A 15,376-nucleotide genomic window follows, 5' to 3' on the forward strand; every position below is an offset into this window, starting at 1 on the left:
CTCACTCCCCTGCGATGGCGATCATTGCCGACACGGTCCCGGAGGGCAAACTGCCCTGGGGCTGGCGCGGACGCATGGGCGCCCGCCCGGAAAACGGCGCATGCTGACCGAGCCCGCGTGCACATGGTGCGAAGACGGGCTGCGCGCAGGTGCGGCGGGGGTAGGCGCAGGGTCGGCGTGGTGGGGTGCGCGCGGGCGGTGGTGGCCCGGGGAGTTCCGTCTGCAACTTCCGGGTCGGGCTGCCGTGCGCGCGACGCTGTGTTGCAGCCGCCGGGCGCGCGCCGCAGTGCGCAACCGCATGGTGCGCCGCCCGCCCGTCGCCGTCGCGCCACGGCCGTCCGGACAGGCGCGCCTGCTAGAATCGTTGGGCTGAATATCCCCCGGACACAGGACGCGGCCAGCGGGCCGCGGCGGAGCAAGCGATGAACTGGCTGACCGACGTGCTGCACAACGACCCCGACCCGACCGAGACCCGCGAATGGGTCGAGTCGATCAAGGCGGTGATCGACAACAGCGGGGCCGAACGCGCGCACCAGCTGCTGCAGAACATGGTCGAGCTGACCCGCCGCGCGGGCGCCCACCTGCCGTTCTCGCCCACCACCGAATACATCAACACCATCCCGCCGCACCTGGAGCCGAAGATCCCCGGCGACCAGACCCTGGAATGGCGCATCCGCTCGATCATCCGCTGGAACGCGATGGCGATGGTGGTGCGGGCCAACCGCAAGCCGGGCGACCTGGGCGGCCACATCGCCAGCTTCGCCAGCTCGGCCACGCTCTACGACGTGGGCTTCAACCACTTCTTCCGCGGCTCCGACGGCGACCACCCGGGCGACCTGGTCGCCACCCAGGGCCACAGCTCGCCGGGCATCTACGCCCGCGCCTTCCTGGAAGGGCGCATCAGCGAGTCGCAGCTCGACCACTTCCGCATGGAAGTCGACGGCCGCGGCGTCTCGTCCTACCCGCACCCGTGGCTGATGCCCGACTTCTGGCAGATCCCCACGGTGTCGATGGGCCTGGGCCCGATCGCGGCGATCTACCAGGCCCGCAACTGGAAGTACCTCGAGTCGCGCGGCCTGCTGCCCAGGTCCGACCGCAAGGTGTGGTGCTTCATGGGCGACGGCGAGACCGACGAGCCCGAGAGCCTGGGCGCGCTGTCGATCGCCGGCCGCGAGGGCCTGGACAACCTGATCTTCGTGGTCAACTGCAACCTGCAGCGCCTCGACGGCCCGGTGCGCGGCAACGGCAAGATCATCCAGGAACTGGAGAGCCAGTTCCGCGGTGCCGGCTGGAACGTGATCAAGACCATCTGGGGCAGCTACTGGGATCCGCTGCTGGCCAATGACCACCACGGCATCCTCAGGAAGCTGATGATGGAGACCGTCGACGGCGAGTACCAGAACTGCAAGGCCTTCGGCGGCGCCTACACGCGCGAGCACTTCTTCGGCAAGTACCCGGAGACCGCGGCCATGGTCGCCAGCCTCTCCGACGAGGACATCTGGCGCCTCAACCGCGGCGGCCACGACCCGCACAAGGTCTATGCCGCCTACGACCTGGCCATGAAGACCAGGGGCCAGCCCACCGTGATCCTGGCCAAGACGGTCAAGGGCTACGGCCTGGGCAGCGCCGGCGAAGCGCTCAACCCCACCCACAACACCAAGAAGCTCGACGACGACGCGGTGCGCGCGTTCCGCGACCGCTTCAAGATCCCGATCGACGACGACCAGCTCAAGGACGGCAACATCCCGTTCTACCACCCGGGCGAGAAGTCCGACGAGGTGCAGTACCTGCTCGAGCGCCGCCGCGCGCTGGGCGGCTTCGTGCCCAAGCGCCGCCGCAAGTCCGACGAGAGCCTGCCCGCGCCCAAGCTCGACGCCTTCGCCCGCCTGCTCAAGAGCACCGGCGAGCGTGAGATGTCCACCACCATGGCGTTCGTGCAGTCGCTCAACATCATCCTGCGCGACAAGCAGGTCGGCCCGCGCGTGGTGCCGATCGTCTGCGACGAGGCGCGCACCTTCGGCATGGAGGGCCTGTTCCGCCAGATCGGCATCTACGCGCCCGAAGGGCAGAAGTACAAGCCGGTGGATCGCGACCAGCTGATGTACTACCGCGAGGACGTTGCCGGCCAGGTGCTGCAGGAAGGCATCACCGAGGCCGGCGCCATCGCCTCGTGGATGGCCGCGGCCACCAGCTACTCCACCAACAACCTGCAGCTGCTGCCGTTCTACATCTACTACTCGATGTTCGGCTTCCAGCGCGTGGGCGACGCCGCCTGGCAGGCGGCCGACATGCGCGCCCGCGGCTTCCTGCTCGGCGGCACCGCCGGCCGCACCACCCTCAACGGAGAGGGCCTGCAGCACGAGGACGGCCACAGCCACCTGCTGTCGGGTGCGATCCCCAACTGCCGCAGCTACGACCCCACCTTCGCCGGCGAGGTCGCGGTGATCCTGCAGTACGGCATGAAGCGCATGCTCGAGGAGCAGGTGGACGAGTACTACTACCTGACCCTGATGAACGAGAACTACCCCCACCCCGACCTGCCCGAAGGCGCGGCCGAGGGGGTCATCAAGGGCATGTACCTGCTCAAGGACGCGGGCAAGCCGAAGAAGGGCGAGCTGCGCGTGCAGCTGCTGGGCAGCGGCACCATCCTGCGCGAGGCGATCGCCGCGGCCGAGCTGCTGGACAAGGACTTCGGCGTCACTGCCGACATCTGGTCCTGCCCCAGCTTCACCGAACTGCGCCGCGACGGCTACGACGTCGAGCGCTGGAACCGCCTGCACCCCGAGGCCAAGCCGCGCAAGGCCTACGTCACCGAATGCATCGAGTCCCGCCCCGCGGGTCCGGTGATCGCGGCCTCGGACTACGTGCGCAACTTCACCGACCAGATCCGCGCCTTCATCCCGCGCACCTACACCGTGCTCGGCACCGACGGCTTCGGCCGCTCCGACACCCGCGCCAACCTGCGCCGCCACTTCGAGGTGGACCGCTACTACATCGCCCACGCGGCGATCGACGCGCTGGCCAAGGACGGGAAGATGACGGCGAAGGATGCGGCCCGGGCGATCAAGCTGTACAAGATCGACCAGGAGAAGCCGAATCCGTTGGGGGTTTGAGGCGCAGGCGGCGCTCAATATCACCCTTCCCTCCTTGCGGCGGGTGGGATGCCTTCGACGTCATGCCTCCATCGTGAGGCCTGCCGCCGCCTACACTGTAGCCGCCGATGGGTCATCGCCTGTCAAGGCTGGGAAGCCCCGCGTTGCTCACGCACCTGTTCGGCATTGAGAATGGTGTGGGCGGTCCTTGTTCACGAGCTATGACGTGGGGAGATATGCCTGGCTGGTCCAGCCACTAGAAGTTCTCCTCCTCGAGTTGCCTACACAACTACCGATTCTTGTCAGGCCCCGGATTGCCGCTGCCATGCGATCAGCGCGCGCCGAACAGGACGTTCCTGCAATGAGCTAACCCCCCAGCTGGGCAAGAAACGTCGTCGGGTCCAGCCGGCAATGGGACTCGATACGGCCCGGCAGGTTGAACACGCGGGGACGCTTGCGGAAGTCGAAGACCCGGTACAGTTGGTAGCGTTCGGCATCCACATTGGAGCGCGCCAGTTCATTGCGGGTGACGAAGAACGGTGTAAGTTCGCCGAAGGCGGTGGTCTTGACTTCGATGAGGCGCTCGCGGCCGTCGGGCTCGAACGACAGCACATCGAAGCCCAGCCCGTCGCCTTGGGTTTCCGACACTTGCTCGATGCGATCGGCCAGCTGTCTGCGGCCAGCGGCACGCAGGCGTTGGGCCTCAAGCTCCATCACGAACAGCTCACCGGCTCGACCCAGCGAGCGGTTGCGCGCTTCGCGGCTGAGATAGTCGCGCTTGGCCGGCGAGAAGCGTGGGGCGTACTCCGGTGGCGCCTCGCGTTGTGTTCGTGCCTTCGGTGGAGGGACCCAGGCGGCGGCGTCGACCACGGTGTCTGCCACCAAGGCGGGACGGCTCACGGCGTTCTCAGCCGCTGCCTGCAGACTTGGGCGCGTCTTCAGCTGCGCTTCCACCACTTCCAGAAGCAGCAACTGGTAGTTCACCAGCGCCTTGTATCCGCTGACCGTCGGCCACTCCAGTTCCTGCATCACGGCACTGATGTTGCGGAACTTGTACTCGACCGAGGCCTTGCTGCGGCCGTCGAGCTTATGCATCAGGGCGCGGATACGTTCGCTCTTGTTGAACGTCTGACCGTTGAGTTCAAGCTCCAGCATCTGCAGGTAGTCAGCCACGCAGGCTTCCACCTCCAGCCGGGACCAGTCTGCTCCCGTCGCCACGTCTATCTCCCCCAAGGGCGTATGGCGCGCCAGGTTAGCGGGAAGCCGCCCCCACGACCAGGGCGAGACGGCCCGAAAGGCGACGGCTGATCCCGCCTTCCCGTGGGCTTCGGTGCTATGTTCTGGGTTCCTTTGGGGAAGGGAGAAAGGGGAGAAAAATGGCACAGGTACCCAAGCGGGTTGCAGAGCGCCTGGTTGCGGGCATCAAGCGATACCAGCCCATCCTTGCCGCCGCGCGGTCGCGGGACGTCGGGGAGTCGGACACCGTCACCATCGTCAAAGACATGCTCGCCGACGTCTTCGGCTACGACAAGTACGCGGACGTCACGTCCGAGTACGCCATTCGCGGGACTTACTGTGACCTTGCCATCAAGTTGGACGGGCAGCTTGAGACCTTGATTGAAGTGAAGGCAATCGGGTTAGACCTGAAAGACATCCACGTGAAGCAAGCGGTCGACTACGCCGCGAACCAAGGCGTCGATTGGGTTCTGCTCACGAATGGAATCATCTGGCGCGTCTACCACATCATCTTCGCAAAGCCGATCGACCAAGAGCTTCTGGTCGAGATCGACTTCAGTGCGATCAATTCCCGGTCAAAAGGCGATCTTGAGCGTCTCTTTCTCTGGTGCAAGGAAGGGTGGCAACGGTCCGTGCTTGGCGAGTATCGCAGCCAGAGGCAGGCGCTATCCCGCTTCTATGTGGGGGCCATGGTGCAGTCGGACGTGGTTGTCGATGTGATCCGCAGGGAGCTGCGCCGGCTCTCGCCCAACGTCAAGATCGAGGTCGAGCAGATCAGGGACGTGCTGGTCAACGAGGTGCTGAAGCGAGACGTCACCGAGGGCGAGCGCGCGGTCGAAGCGCGTAAGCGGATCGCCAAGGCCTCAGGCCGGGCATTACGTGCCAAAAAGCAGACGCGGGTAGCCGGCGTGACACAGGATGAGCAGGAAGCCGTGTAAGGCTAGTCCGCGGCCTGCAATCCCAGGATTGGGGTGACCCGGCCCAGTATGGCGCCGGGCGCCCCGCGGCGGGTCCAGGGCCGGGGTATACGACACGAAGGCACACGGCGCTGCCGGTGCATCACCATACGCAAGGTTCAAGTCCCGCCGCCCGCTGCCGTCAATCGTGGCCGAGAAGTCCCGCCCGCCGGGCGCAGGCTGATCTCCAACGGCCCACCCGATGGTCACCACAGCACCGCGCACCCACCCCGGCGGCGATCCGCTGGCGCCCACGACCCGCCATGGCGTGCTGCGCCGCTTCCCGCCCCGGATGGAAGCCGAATACCGCGTCTTCCAGGACACCGCGCTCAAGCCGCGGTTGCGCTGGGCGATGGGCGCGGCCGTGGTGGTGCTGGGGGTCTACGCGGTGCTGGACGTGGTGATGATGCCGCGCGCGATCCTGGCCGAGGTGCTGGCGATGCGGATCGGGCTGATGGTGCTGCCGCCGCTGCTGGCCCTGCTGGCCTCGCTGCGCGTGCAGTCGGGCCGGGTGCTGCACCTGCTGGCCGGCTGGGCCTGCCTCAACGCGGGGCTCGGCGCGGTGGTGCTGGTCGTGCGCACGCGCGTGCTCGGCATGCCGGTGGACTACGAGGGCGTGCTGCTGCTGATGTACGTCTACGGCTGCGGCGCGGTGCGCCTGCGCACGGCGGTGGCCTGCGGCACCACGATCTGCGTCGCCTATCCGCTGGCCGAGGCCTGGGCCGGGCTGCCGCCGGACGCGCTGCAGGCGCGCACGCTGTTCATCGTCACCACCAACGTGATCGGCATGGTCACCGCCTGGATCCTGGACCAGGAGGCGCGTGGCAACTTCCTGGTCGCGCGCCAGCTGCGCGGCATGGCGCACGTGGATTTCCTGACCGGGCTGCCCAACCGCCGCGACTTCTCCGAGCGCATCGAGGCGGCCTGGAAGCAGGCCTCGGCGGAGCGGCGTCCGTTGGCCATCGCCCTGGTCGACGTGGACTGGTTCAAGGCCTACAACGACCGCTACGGACACCCGGCCGGCGACCGCGTGCTGCGCGCGGTGGCGCAGGTGCTGGCGCGCCACGCCAGCGGCTCCGGCGACCTGGTGGCGCGGCTGGGCGGCGAGGAGTTCGTCTGCGTGTGGTACGGCGCGACCGCCGGCGCGGCGCGTGCCGCCGCGGACGCCATCCATGCCGACATCGCCGCGCTGGGCGTGCCGCACGCCGGCAGCGACGCCGGCCGGCTCACCCTGAGCATCGGCCTGCACGTGGTGGTCCCGCGGCCGGACCAGTCGCGCGCCGACGCGCTGTACCAGGCCGACCAGGCGCTGTACGCGGCCAAGGCGGCCGGCCGCAACACGACCGTGCTCGGGCGGGCGGACGGGGAGGGTGATCCGGCGCCTGCCGGGCGGGGAGCCGCGGCCGGCGGCATGTACGAGCGGGAACCCGGCGGCGTATCTTGATGGTCTCCTCCACTTGCAGGAACTGGCATGAGTACCCGCTACCGCGCCTGGGCGGCGCCGAGGGCCGGCGCCCCGCTGGAACCGTTCGAGTACGACCCCGGCCCGCTGGGCGACGAGGAGGTGGAGATCACCGTCGAGCACTGCGGGCTGTGCCACTCCGACCTGTCGATGCTGGACAACGAATGGGGCTTCACCGCCTACCCGTTCGTGCCCGGCCACGAGGTGGTGGGGCGGGTGACCGCGCTGGGACCGAACGCCAGGGGCGTGGCGCTGGGGCAGCGCGTGGGCCTGGGCTGGAACGCGCGCAGCTGCCTGCACTGCGACGCCTGCCTGGCCGGCGACCAGCACCTGTGCCGCGAGGTGCAGGCGACCATCGGCGGACGCCATGGCGGTTTCGCCGAGAAGGTACGCGCGCACTGGGTGTGGGTGGCGCCCCTGCCCGACGGGCTGGACGCGGCCGAGTCCGGACCGCTCCTGTGCGGCGGCATCACCGTGTTCGCGCCGCTGCGCGAGCTGGGCATTCCGCCCACCGCGCGGGTCGCGGTGGTCGGGATCGGCGGCCTGGGTCACATGGCGCTGAAGTTCTGCCGGGCCTGGGGCTGCGAGGTCACCGCGTTCACCACCAGCGTCTCGAAGGAGGAGGAAGCGCGTGCGTTCGGCGCGCACCGCGTGGTGACCACCGGCGACGCCGCGGCGCTGAAGCAGCTCACCGGGGCCTTCGACCTGATCATCGACACGGTCAACGTGTCGCTGGACTGGCCCGGCCTGCTCAACGCGCTGGCGCCGAAGGGCCGCCTGCACGTGGTGGGCGTGCCGCTGGAGCCGATCGCGGTGCCGGCGTTCGGGCTGATCGGCGGGCAGAAGTCGCTGTCCGGTTCGCCCACCGGCTCGCGCGGCGCGATCGACAGCATGCTCGGCTTCGCCGCCCGCCATGGCGTGGCGCCGCAGACCGAGCACTTCCCGATGAGCCGGGTCAACGAGGCGCTCGACCACCTGCGCGCCGGCAAGGCGCGCTACCGGATCGTGCTCGACGCCGATTTCTGAGGCCGGTCGCCCCGCTGGTGCCGGGTGGCCACGTCCGCGGCGGGACCGCCAGCGGGGCGATACGCGGCGTCCGCTGGTTGTGATGCGGTGCGGCCCGGCCGTGGGGACGGGCGCTGCCGCGAACGTCCGCGCCGCACGCCGCGTGGCCGGGCCGACCCGTACGGGCGCCGCCTACCCGGGGCAGCCGTCGGGGAACTGGTCGTGGACCAGGCCCAGCTCGATCCCGTGTTCCAACCAGGCCTTGAGGCCGGCCAGGACCATCGTGTAGCCGCCTTTCGCGTCCACCGCCTGCGCCAGCAGTTCGCCACCGTCCCCGCGGAAGCCGCGGGTGGCGATCCGGACCAGGGTCGCGTCGTCGCCGCGGGACTCGAAGGTCCATTCCACCTCGGTGGCGTCGCTGTCCCACTGGATGCGCAGCTTCCGGTCCTGCTCGAACTCGCGGACGACCAGTGTGTCGCCCACGCCGAACATCTCCCAGTCCCAGCGCACCCGTTTGCCCGGGCCGAGCCGGTCGCTGCCCTTGCTGAACCAGAAATGCGTGGTGATGGCCGGGTCGACGAAGGCTTCGAAGACCTCGGCGACCGGCCTGCGGACGAGCATCTGCGCATGGACGACGACATCGCTCACGATCGGGCCTCCTGGTGGGCGCGCCCGGTTGCGGTCCGGGCGCAACGTGGCGAAGCATGCCATGGAAGTTGTCCGCGCTGCCGCCGGCTAAGATGCCGTGCGTCGCCCGGCGGACCCGGGCCAACGGGGAGTGGACGGATGCGGATCTTCGGCGGCGCGCTTGCGGGCCTGTTCCTGTTCGGTGGCATCGTGGCTGCCGGCCCTGCGGCCGCGGGCGGCCAGGACGCCTGCGCGGCGCTCGCCGGCATGCGCGACGCGCGGCTTGACCTGGTGGTGACCGCCGCCGGGCGCGTGCCGGCCGCCGCGCCCGGCAGCGTGCGCGCGCAGCCATACCTGCCGCCGATCCCGGTGGCGCTGCCGGCGCACTGCAAGGTGCACGGACGGATCAACGACCGTACCGGTGCCGGCGGCGTGCGCTACGGCATCGGCTTCGAACTCGCCCTGCCCGACGACTGGAACGGACGCTTCCTGTTCCAGGGCGGCGGCGGACTCAACGGCTCGATCGCCCCGCCGCTGGGGGCCACCGGGGCCGGCGACGTGCCGGCGCTGGCGCGCGGCTTCGCGGTGGTATCGACCGACAGCGGCCATCGTGGCGAGGGCTTCGATGCCTCGTTCATGCAGGACCAGCGCGCCGCGCTGGACTTCGCGCACGCATCGGTAGGCACCATCACGCAGGCGGCGCTGCTGCTGGTCGAGCGCTATTACGGCGCCGCGCCGCGGCATGCCTATATCGCCGGCTGCTCCACCGGCGGGCGCGAGGCGATGCTCGCCACCCAGCGCTGGCCGGAACTGTTCGACGGCGCGCTGGTGACGGCGCCGGCCATGCGCACGGGCTTCTCCAACCTGGCGCTGGCCCATGCGCGTGCGGTCTTCGCCAGGGCCGCGCCGCGCGACGCCGATGGCCGGCCGCAGCTGGCGCGCACCTTCGGCGCGGACGACAAGCGCCTGGTGCTCGACGGCCTGCTGGCGCAGTGCGACGCGCTCGACGGGCTGGCCGACGGCGTGATCGAGGACGCCCTGGGCTGCCGGTTCGAACCGGCGCGGCTGCAGTGCCCGGGCGACAAGCGGGCCGACTGCCTCGACGCCGCCCAGGTCGCCGCGCTCACCGATGCGTTCAGGGCGCCGCGCGACGCGTCCGGCGCGCCGCTGTACGTCGACTTTCCCTACGACACGGGCATCGTCCACGAAGGCCCCGGCATTCCGGGCTTCCTGCCCAGCGACGGCCCGGACATCCTCGCCGCGGTGATGCCGGCGGCGGACGGTTTCGACGTCGACGCGCAGGCGCGCAAGGTGCGCGCCGACGCGGTGCAGATGCTCACCGATACCGCCACGTGGACCAACCTGGGCACCTTCCTGGGCCGCGGCGGGAAGGTGATCTACACCCACGGCATGAGCGATCCGTGGTTCTCGGCCTGGGACACGCTGGACTATTTCCTGCGCGCCGAAGCGGCGAACGGCGAACAGGCCTGGGCCGGGGCCAGCCGCCTGTACCTGGTGCCCGGCATGGGCCATTGCGGCGGCGGCACCGCGCGCGACCAGGCCGACCTGCTCACGGCCCTGGTGGACTGGGTGGAGCAGGGCCGCGCGCCCGACCGCATCCTGGCCGAAGGGGCATCGCTGGAAGGCCGTCGCCCGCTGTGCCCGTATCCGACCCACGCCCACTACCTGGGCGGCGATCCCGCTTCGCCCGACAGCTACGCCTGCCGCCCCACGCAGTAGCACGCATCGCAACGCCGACTCCCTCCCCCGCTTGCGGGGGAGGGTTGGGGTGGGGGCATCCCTGGCCGCGGCCCGATCTGGAGCGCCCCCCTCCCGGCCTCCCCCCGCAAGCGGGGGGAGGAGCAGTGCCGCGCCCACGCAAGATCGCCGTGCCTGCGTGCCACCACCGCCGCAGCGGACAGCCCCCTCCCCCGCGCGCGGGGGAGGGTTGGGGTGGGGGCATCCCTGGCCGCGGCCCGATCTGGAGCGCCCCCCTCCCGGCCTCCCCCCGCAAGCGGGGGGAGGAGCAGCGCCGCGCCCATGCAAGATCGCCGTGCCTGCGTGCCACCGCCGCAGCGGACAGCCCCCTCCCCCGCGCGCGGGGGAGGGTTGGGGTGGGGGCATGCAGCAAAGACCGCACAGCGCACACGCTCGTCCGCACGTTGGCCTGCGCGTCGGCCGAGACGCCAACCATGGCGCCGGTCGGACGGTCTGTTCCGGAACCGCCCCACGCCATGTCCGCAGTACCGGCTTGCCTAGAATGGATGCCCCCACCTGTCTGGAGTGCATCCATGGCTACCTGGCTGATCACCGGCGCCAATCGTGGCATCGGACTGTCGCTGTCGAAGCAGCTCGCCGCGCGCGGCGACACCGTCATCGGCGTGTGCCGCAAGCCGAGCCAGGCGCTGGTCGAGACCGGTGCGACCGTGGTCGACGGCGTGGACGTTTCCGACGCCGATGCCGTGGCCGCCCTGCCGTCGCGGATCGGCCAGGCGCGCATCGACGGCCTGGTGCTCAACGCCGGCATCTTCACCAACGAAACCCTCGACGCGCTCGACGCCGACGCGTTCGCGCGCATCCAGCGCCAATTCGAGGTCAACACCCTCGGCCCGCTGCGCGTGGCCGCGGCGCTGCAGGACCGCCTGGCCGACGGCGCCAGGATCGGCATCGTCACCAGCCGCATGGGCTCGATCGCCGACAACGGCTCGGGCGCCTACTACGGCTACCGCGCCTCGAAGGCGGCGGTGAACGCGATCGGCAAGTCGCTGGCGGTGGATCTCGCCCCGCGCGGCATCGCCGTGTGCCTGCTGCATCCCGGTCGCGTTGCCACCGACATGCTCGGCGGCCAGGGCGACATCGGCCCCGACGAGGCCGCGGCCAACCTCATCCAGCGGCTGGACGGCCTCACACTGGCCGACACCGGCACGTTCTGGCACGCGAACGGCACGCCGCTGCCCTGGTAGCGCGAACGCCGCGTGGGGCGCTCAGCGGCTCCGCGCGGCTACTTGCCCACAGGCGAGAGAGGGCGCGCGGGAAGCGTATGCCGGCCGCCGCGCCGATGGCGAAGCACTGCCGTCTGCGCCGCGAGCACGACCGCCAGGCCCGCCGCGATCCAGGCCGACGTGTCCGCGCCGGGCAGGGCATGCCCCCACTGCCTCACGGCCACCGCTACCAGGCCCCACAGCACCGCGGCGACATAGGCCAGGTTGCCGCGCATGCGGTGGTTGAGGACCAGCAGCGTGGCGGCCGCCGCCGCCCACAGCACCAGCGACCACGGCAGCTGGCGGTCGCTCGGCAGCAGTTCGTAGGCCACGATCACCTGGGCGAGGTTGAGGAACGCCGCCAGCGTGAGCCAGCCCGCGTGCAGCGACAGCGGCGCCCAGGCCCAGCCCAGCGGACGCCCGCCGGCCAGGCGTTCGCGTGACAGCAGCAGCGCACAGCGCGCCAGGCACGCCGTCGCGCCGAAGATCACCGCCAGGCAGAGCCAGAACCACTCCTGCGAGAACAGCGGCATCCACGCCGTGGTGAGGACGAAGCCGCAGGCCGCCCAGGGCGCGGCCCGCGCCAGGGTCGGGTCGCGCCGGCGCCAGCCGGTCGCCTGCCAGGCCGCATAGGCCAGGTCGAGCAGGAACACCAGGCCCCAGATCGAGAACGCATAGCCGGCCGCGACCAGCAGGGTGGGGTAGCGGCCGGACACGGTGCCGTTGTCCGGACCGAAGGCACCCGCGTTCGACAGCCAGGCCACGAGTGGCATGGCGAGGGCGGCCAGCAGCACCAGGATGCGCATCGGAGCCGTCCGGGCGATGGGGAGAACGGCGCGCGGGTCAGGCGTCGCCGAAGCCGCGGCTGGCCTGGGCGGCCGGGCGCAGCGGGGGCGTGGCGTCGATGCGCTCGCCGGCCAGGATCGGGTCGCCATGCGGCGCAGTGCGCTGGCCGTCGTCGGCGGGCATGGGCGCGCGGTGGGCCTGGTGCCGCTGCCAGGCGCGCCAGGCGACGGCGCCGAGGACGCCGGCAGCGAGCAGCTTGAGGATCGACATGGTCGCCTCCGGGTGCGGAAGGGAGCGCCAGCATGGCGGCGCGGCGGTGATCCGGGCGTGACCACCGGCCGGCCACCGGCCGCGCGGAATGGGCTACGATCCGGCGGACAGTGTTCGCGGGGGGAGGGGCGCGTCACGGGGACTGGCGTTCGCGCCCGCCCCGGTACGGCCGGTACCGGTCCCGCAGCAAGTGTGGAGAACGACCCGTAATGGATGGCGATGTCCGGACCCGGCTGCACCGGGAGTCCGGTGGACGGCTCACTGCGCACGTCACCGGTTCGAGCACCTTCGACAACACCCTGGCCTACTGGCGCACGATCGCCGAGGCGCTGCGCGCCCAGCCCGCGCGCGAGCTGCTGCTGATCGACGAGCTGCAGGGCCCGTCGCTCGACGCCGGGCAGTGGCGCACGGTGGTGGACGAGGTGGGGGCGGACCTGGCCAACCTGCGCATCGCCCACGTCAAGCCGCACGGGCTGGGCACGGTGGAGTACTGCGTGCTGCAGGCGCTCGAGTCGGGGCTGGAGGCGCAGGTGTTCTCCGACCGCAAGAGCGCCAGCCTGTGGCTGAGCTACGGCGAGAGCGCCGGATCGGAGCCCGCGCCGGGCTGAGCCGGGCACGACCCCCGGCGCCGCGCCCGGCCGCAGGATTCAGGTGCCGGGCGAGAGCGGACTGGAGCCATTGCGCCGGCGCGGCACCGAGCCGCCGCCGGCGTCGTCCTGCTTCCAGTGCCTGAGCAGGGCGCGCAGGGCTTCGGGCTTGTTGCGCGATGCGGCGGCGCCGGCCTGGTTGTACGTGTTCTCGCCGTGGCAGCCGGTGCAGGTGCGGATCTCGCCCGGCTGCATTGTCACCCACACGCGTTCGCGCACGACCGCTTCGCCGTCGGGATCGGTGGTCTGCCAGGTCAGCGCCTGGCTGGCCGGGACGAACGCGGCCGACGAGCCGTCGCGCGCGATCGCCACGCTGCCCGCCGGCCCGCCCGGGTTGGCCGGGTTGCCCTGCACCGACATCGGCTGCGCCAGCACCCGCCGGCCGCGGCGGAAATTGTCGTAGGCACGCACCTGGTTGCCCTGGAAGACCTGGAAGTGCGAGATCGAATACAGCCGGCCGTTGCCGTTGGTGGTCTTCACGCCGCCGGGCACCTGCAGGTTGAACGGCTGCTGGCGGTCGGCCCGGTCGCGGCTGGTCTGGTTGCGGACCACCACCAGGGCCAGGCCGCGCGCCTTCATCCACTGGCGCAGGGCGGCCTCGTTGACCAGTTCCTCGGCCAGCACCGCGCGCTCGGGCGCGTCGAGCTGCGCGGTCGGCGCCGGCGGACGCGGGCGCGCCACCACCTCCACCGGTTCGAGTTCCCACAGCAGGCCGTCGTAGGTCCGGCGGCTGGCCGGATCCCACCAGCTCACCGACTTGCGGATGCCCGGGGTCAGCGGGTCGCCGGCGGCCAGGCGGCCGCTGGCGTCGGTCTGGAGCTGGTGCAGGCGCAGTTCGATGCCGCTCTGGAAGCGCGCGCTCGGGGTGTAGGCGGCGACGAAGTGGCCCGAAGACAGCGGCAGCGGGTTGCGGAACCGGCCGCTGCCGGCCGAGACCGGGGTGATGGTCATCTGGTCGGCGGTGAGGGTCGGCGCGCCGGTCACGCGCACGATCCGGCCCGAGGCGCCCTCGCCGAATTCGTTGGCGTGGACGGCGTAGAAGATCCCGGGGTTGCGCGGGTCCTCGCGCAGGTTGAACAGGCCCGAGTCGATGTCGATCTCGGTGCGGTTGGCGATCAGCGAGGCGTTGACGGTGTCGGCCAGCGCACCGTCGCCGGTGAACGTGCGCGGCAGGTAGTTGAAGGACAGCTCGTGGCGCCCGATGTGGTTGAGGCTCAACTCGTCGGTGCCGTCCTGGTTCATCTGCCAGGGCGTGAACAGGTTGTAGGTGAAGCCGTTGACCTGGCCGTAGGCGTCCGTGCTCGAACGCTCGCGCGGCTCGGGGAAGCTCTCGTCGTTGTTGGCCAGGCGTGGCGCGTTGCTGGCCTCGTTGGCATAGGTCACCGGGCGGAAGGCCGAATAGTTCTGCTGGTCGCGCTGCAGGTGGTCCCAGCGGGTGAACACCACCCGGCCATGACTGTCGATCGTGGGCGAGAAGGCGCCGCTGGGCGAGTGGTTGAGCACCCGCAGTTCGCCGCTTGACGGGTCCAGGCTGAAGATGCCGGTGACGGTCTCGGTGCTCTCGTACTCGTCCAGCTGCGGGTACAGGTGGGCCTGGCCGTTGCGCGGGCGGTCGGAGGTGAACAGGATCCGGTCGTCGCTGGCGTAGACCGGCGAGATGTTGTTGTAGCCGGTGGGCTGGCGGGGGACCTTGGTGATCCGCGCGGTCTCGCCACGGCCCAGTCCGGTCACCTCGTACAGCTGCCACTTGGCGTTGTCGGCCCCGTGCTGGCGCTCCGGGGCACCGACCACCATGCTGAAGACGGCCTTGCTGCCGCTCCAGTGCACCGTCGGCTCGCGCACCGCGATGGCGTTCGCGCCCTGCTGGCCGTCCATGCCGTAGCCGGCTTCGCGGGTGAGGTTGCGCAGGGTGCCGTCGGGGTAACGGATCATCAGGTCGCCCCCGCGCGGCACCGCCTTGATGTCGGGGAAGTGGTTGGCGAAGGAGGAGACGCGGCTGCCGAAGGGATCGCCGGCGAGCGGCACCTGGGTCACGAACAGGATCGGGTTCTGCACCGTCACCGCCTTGGGCGCGGCCGCGGCCATCGCGCGTGGCGCCCCGGCCACCGCGACCAGCGCCGACGCGGCCAGTGCCTCGTCCTCCTCCACCTGCCCGGCGTCCGCCTGGGGGGGCTGGAGCCCGGCGCCGCACGCGGCCAGGAACAGGGTGGCGGCCAGGCACGTCCCGGCGCGGAGGCCGGCGCGGCGGGAGGAAAGGGCGGAATGGATCATGGACAGGGCGACCGGGGAAGCAGGCGGACGGGGCCGCGCGCCG

Annotated in this window: 12 protein-coding genes; 7 read left to right on the forward strand and 5 right to left on the reverse strand. The window is 70.9% G+C overall.

The window, feature by feature from the left end:
* Positions 1-422: 422 nt before the first annotated feature.
* Complete coding sequence (gene aceE / locus FQY79_RS09365; protein ID WP_146312660.1) at positions 423-3,113, forward strand: pyruvate dehydrogenase (acetyl-transferring), homodimeric type; 2,691 nt, start codon at positions 423-425, stop codon at positions 3,111-3,113.
* Between the two features lie 345 nt (positions 3,114-3,458).
* On the opposite strand, the gene FQY79_RS09370 is transcribed toward aceE, so the two are convergent.
* Positions 3,459-4,265: a protein NO VEIN domain-containing protein gene (locus FQY79_RS09370; RefSeq protein WP_246123069.1), complete on the reverse strand. Its 807-nt coding sequence runs from the start codon at positions 4,263-4,265 to the stop codon at positions 3,459-3,461.
* A 203-nt stretch (positions 4,266-4,468) separates the two neighbouring features.
* On the opposite strand from FQY79_RS09370, the gene FQY79_RS09375 reads away from it, so the two are divergent.
* The 3 genes from FQY79_RS09375 (at position 4,469) to ahr (ending at position 7,772) form a co-directional block, all read left to right on the forward strand.
* On the forward strand, positions 4,469-5,266 hold the full coding sequence (locus FQY79_RS09375; protein WP_146312661.1) for a type I restriction enzyme HsdR N-terminal domain-containing protein: 798 nt from the start codon (positions 4,469-4,471) through the stop codon (positions 5,264-5,266).
* A gap of 220 nt (positions 5,267-5,486) precedes the next feature.
* Positions 5,487-6,728, forward strand: coding sequence for a GGDEF domain-containing protein (locus tag FQY79_RS09380; protein WP_246123070.1), 1,242 nt, complete (start codon positions 5,487-5,489; stop codon positions 6,726-6,728).
* A 27-nt stretch (positions 6,729-6,755) separates the two neighbouring features.
* Positions 6,756-7,772, forward strand: coding sequence for an NADPH-dependent aldehyde reductase Ahr (ahr, locus tag FQY79_RS09385; RefSeq protein WP_146312662.1), 1,017 nt, complete (start codon positions 6,756-6,758; stop codon positions 7,770-7,772).
* Between the two features lie 171 nt (positions 7,773-7,943).
* Here the strand turns inward: ahr and FQY79_RS09390 are convergent, their stop codons facing one another.
* Positions 7,944-8,399, reverse strand: coding sequence for an SRPBCC family protein (locus FQY79_RS09390; RefSeq protein WP_222434273.1), 456 nt, complete (start codon positions 8,397-8,399; stop codon positions 7,944-7,946).
* A gap of 138 nt (positions 8,400-8,537) precedes the next feature.
* On the opposite strand from FQY79_RS09390, the gene FQY79_RS09395 reads away from it, so the two are divergent.
* Positions 8,538-10,118 carry a tannase/feruloyl esterase family alpha/beta hydrolase gene (locus tag FQY79_RS09395; protein WP_146312664.1) on the forward strand — a complete coding sequence of 527 codons (1,581 nt, stop codon included), beginning with the start codon at positions 8,538-8,540 and terminating at the stop codon, positions 10,116-10,118.
* A gap of 551 nt (positions 10,119-10,669) precedes the next feature.
* Positions 10,670-11,341 (forward strand): SDR family oxidoreductase, encoded by a 672-nt coding sequence (locus tag FQY79_RS09400; protein ID WP_146312665.1) that lies wholly within the window; start codon positions 10,670-10,672, stop codon positions 11,339-11,341.
* A gap of 38 nt (positions 11,342-11,379) precedes the next feature.
* Here the strand turns inward: FQY79_RS09400 and FQY79_RS09405 are convergent, their stop codons facing one another.
* Both FQY79_RS09405 and FQY79_RS09410 read right to left on the reverse strand, forming a co-directional pair.
* A complete protein-coding gene (locus FQY79_RS09405) occupies positions 11,380-12,165 on the reverse strand; it encodes a hypothetical protein (RefSeq protein ID WP_146312666.1) in 786 nt (261 codons plus the stop codon).
* 37 nt (positions 12,166-12,202) lie between these two features.
* Positions 12,203-12,415: a hypothetical protein gene (locus FQY79_RS09410; RefSeq protein WP_146312667.1), complete on the reverse strand. Its 213-nt coding sequence runs from the start codon at positions 12,413-12,415 to the stop codon at positions 12,203-12,205.
* Positions 12,416-12,624: 209 nt separating this feature from the next.
* Here FQY79_RS09410 and FQY79_RS09415 point away from each other — a divergent pair, with 209 nt between their 5' ends.
* Complete coding sequence (locus FQY79_RS09415; RefSeq protein WP_146312668.1) at positions 12,625-13,023, forward strand: hypothetical protein; 399 nt, start codon at positions 12,625-12,627, stop codon at positions 13,021-13,023.
* 39 nt (positions 13,024-13,062) lie between these two features.
* Here the strand turns inward: FQY79_RS09415 and FQY79_RS09420 are convergent, their stop codons facing one another.
* Positions 13,063-15,333 carry an HzsA-related protein gene (locus tag FQY79_RS09420; protein ID WP_146312669.1) on the reverse strand — a complete coding sequence of 757 codons (2,271 nt, stop codon included), beginning with the start codon at positions 15,331-15,333 and terminating at the stop codon, positions 13,063-13,065.
* Positions 15,334-15,376: the final 43 nt, after the last annotated feature.

Origin of the sequence: Luteimonas wenzhouensis, from assembly GCF_007859305.1 — a bacterium.
GTDB classification, from domain to species: domain Bacteria; phylum Pseudomonadota; class Gammaproteobacteria; order Xanthomonadales; family Xanthomonadaceae; genus Luteimonas; species Luteimonas wenzhouensis.

What these genes read in the sequence shown, in the direction of transcription:
- FQY79_RS09380 (WP_246123070.1), top strand. Translation starts at nt 5,487, where the DNA reads ATGGTCACCACAGCACCGCGCACCCACCCCGGCGGCGATCCGCTGGCG.
- FQY79_RS09375 (WP_146312661.1), top strand. Translation starts at nt 4,469, where the DNA reads ATGGCACAGGTACCCAAGCGGGTTGCAGAGCGCCTGGTTGCGGGCATC.
- aceE (WP_146312660.1), top strand. Translation starts at nt 423, where the DNA reads ATGAACTGGCTGACCGACGTGCTGCACAACGACCCCGACCCGACCGAG.
- FQY79_RS09415 (WP_146312668.1), top strand. Translation starts at nt 12,625, where the DNA reads ATGGATGGCGATGTCCGGACCCGGCTGCACCGGGAGTCCGGTGGACGG.
- FQY79_RS09395 (WP_146312664.1), top strand. Translation starts at nt 8,538, where the DNA reads ATGCGGATCTTCGGCGGCGCGCTTGCGGGCCTGTTCCTGTTCGGTGGC.
- FQY79_RS09405 (WP_146312666.1), bottom strand. Translation starts at nt 12,165, where the DNA reads ATGCGCATCCTGGTGCTGCTGGCCGCCCTCGCCATGCCACTCGTGGCC.
- FQY79_RS09420 (WP_146312669.1), bottom strand. Translation starts at nt 15,333, where the DNA reads ATGATCCATTCCGCCCTTTCCTCCCGCCGCGCCGGCCTCCGCGCCGGG.
- FQY79_RS09400 (WP_146312665.1), top strand. Translation starts at nt 10,670, where the DNA reads ATGGCTACCTGGCTGATCACCGGCGCCAATCGTGGCATCGGACTGTCG.
- ahr (WP_146312662.1), top strand. Translation starts at nt 6,756, where the DNA reads ATGAGTACCCGCTACCGCGCCTGGGCGGCGCCGAGGGCCGGCGCCCCG.
- FQY79_RS09410 (WP_146312667.1), bottom strand. Translation starts at nt 12,415, where the DNA reads ATGTCGATCCTCAAGCTGCTCGCTGCCGGCGTCCTCGGCGCCGTCGCC.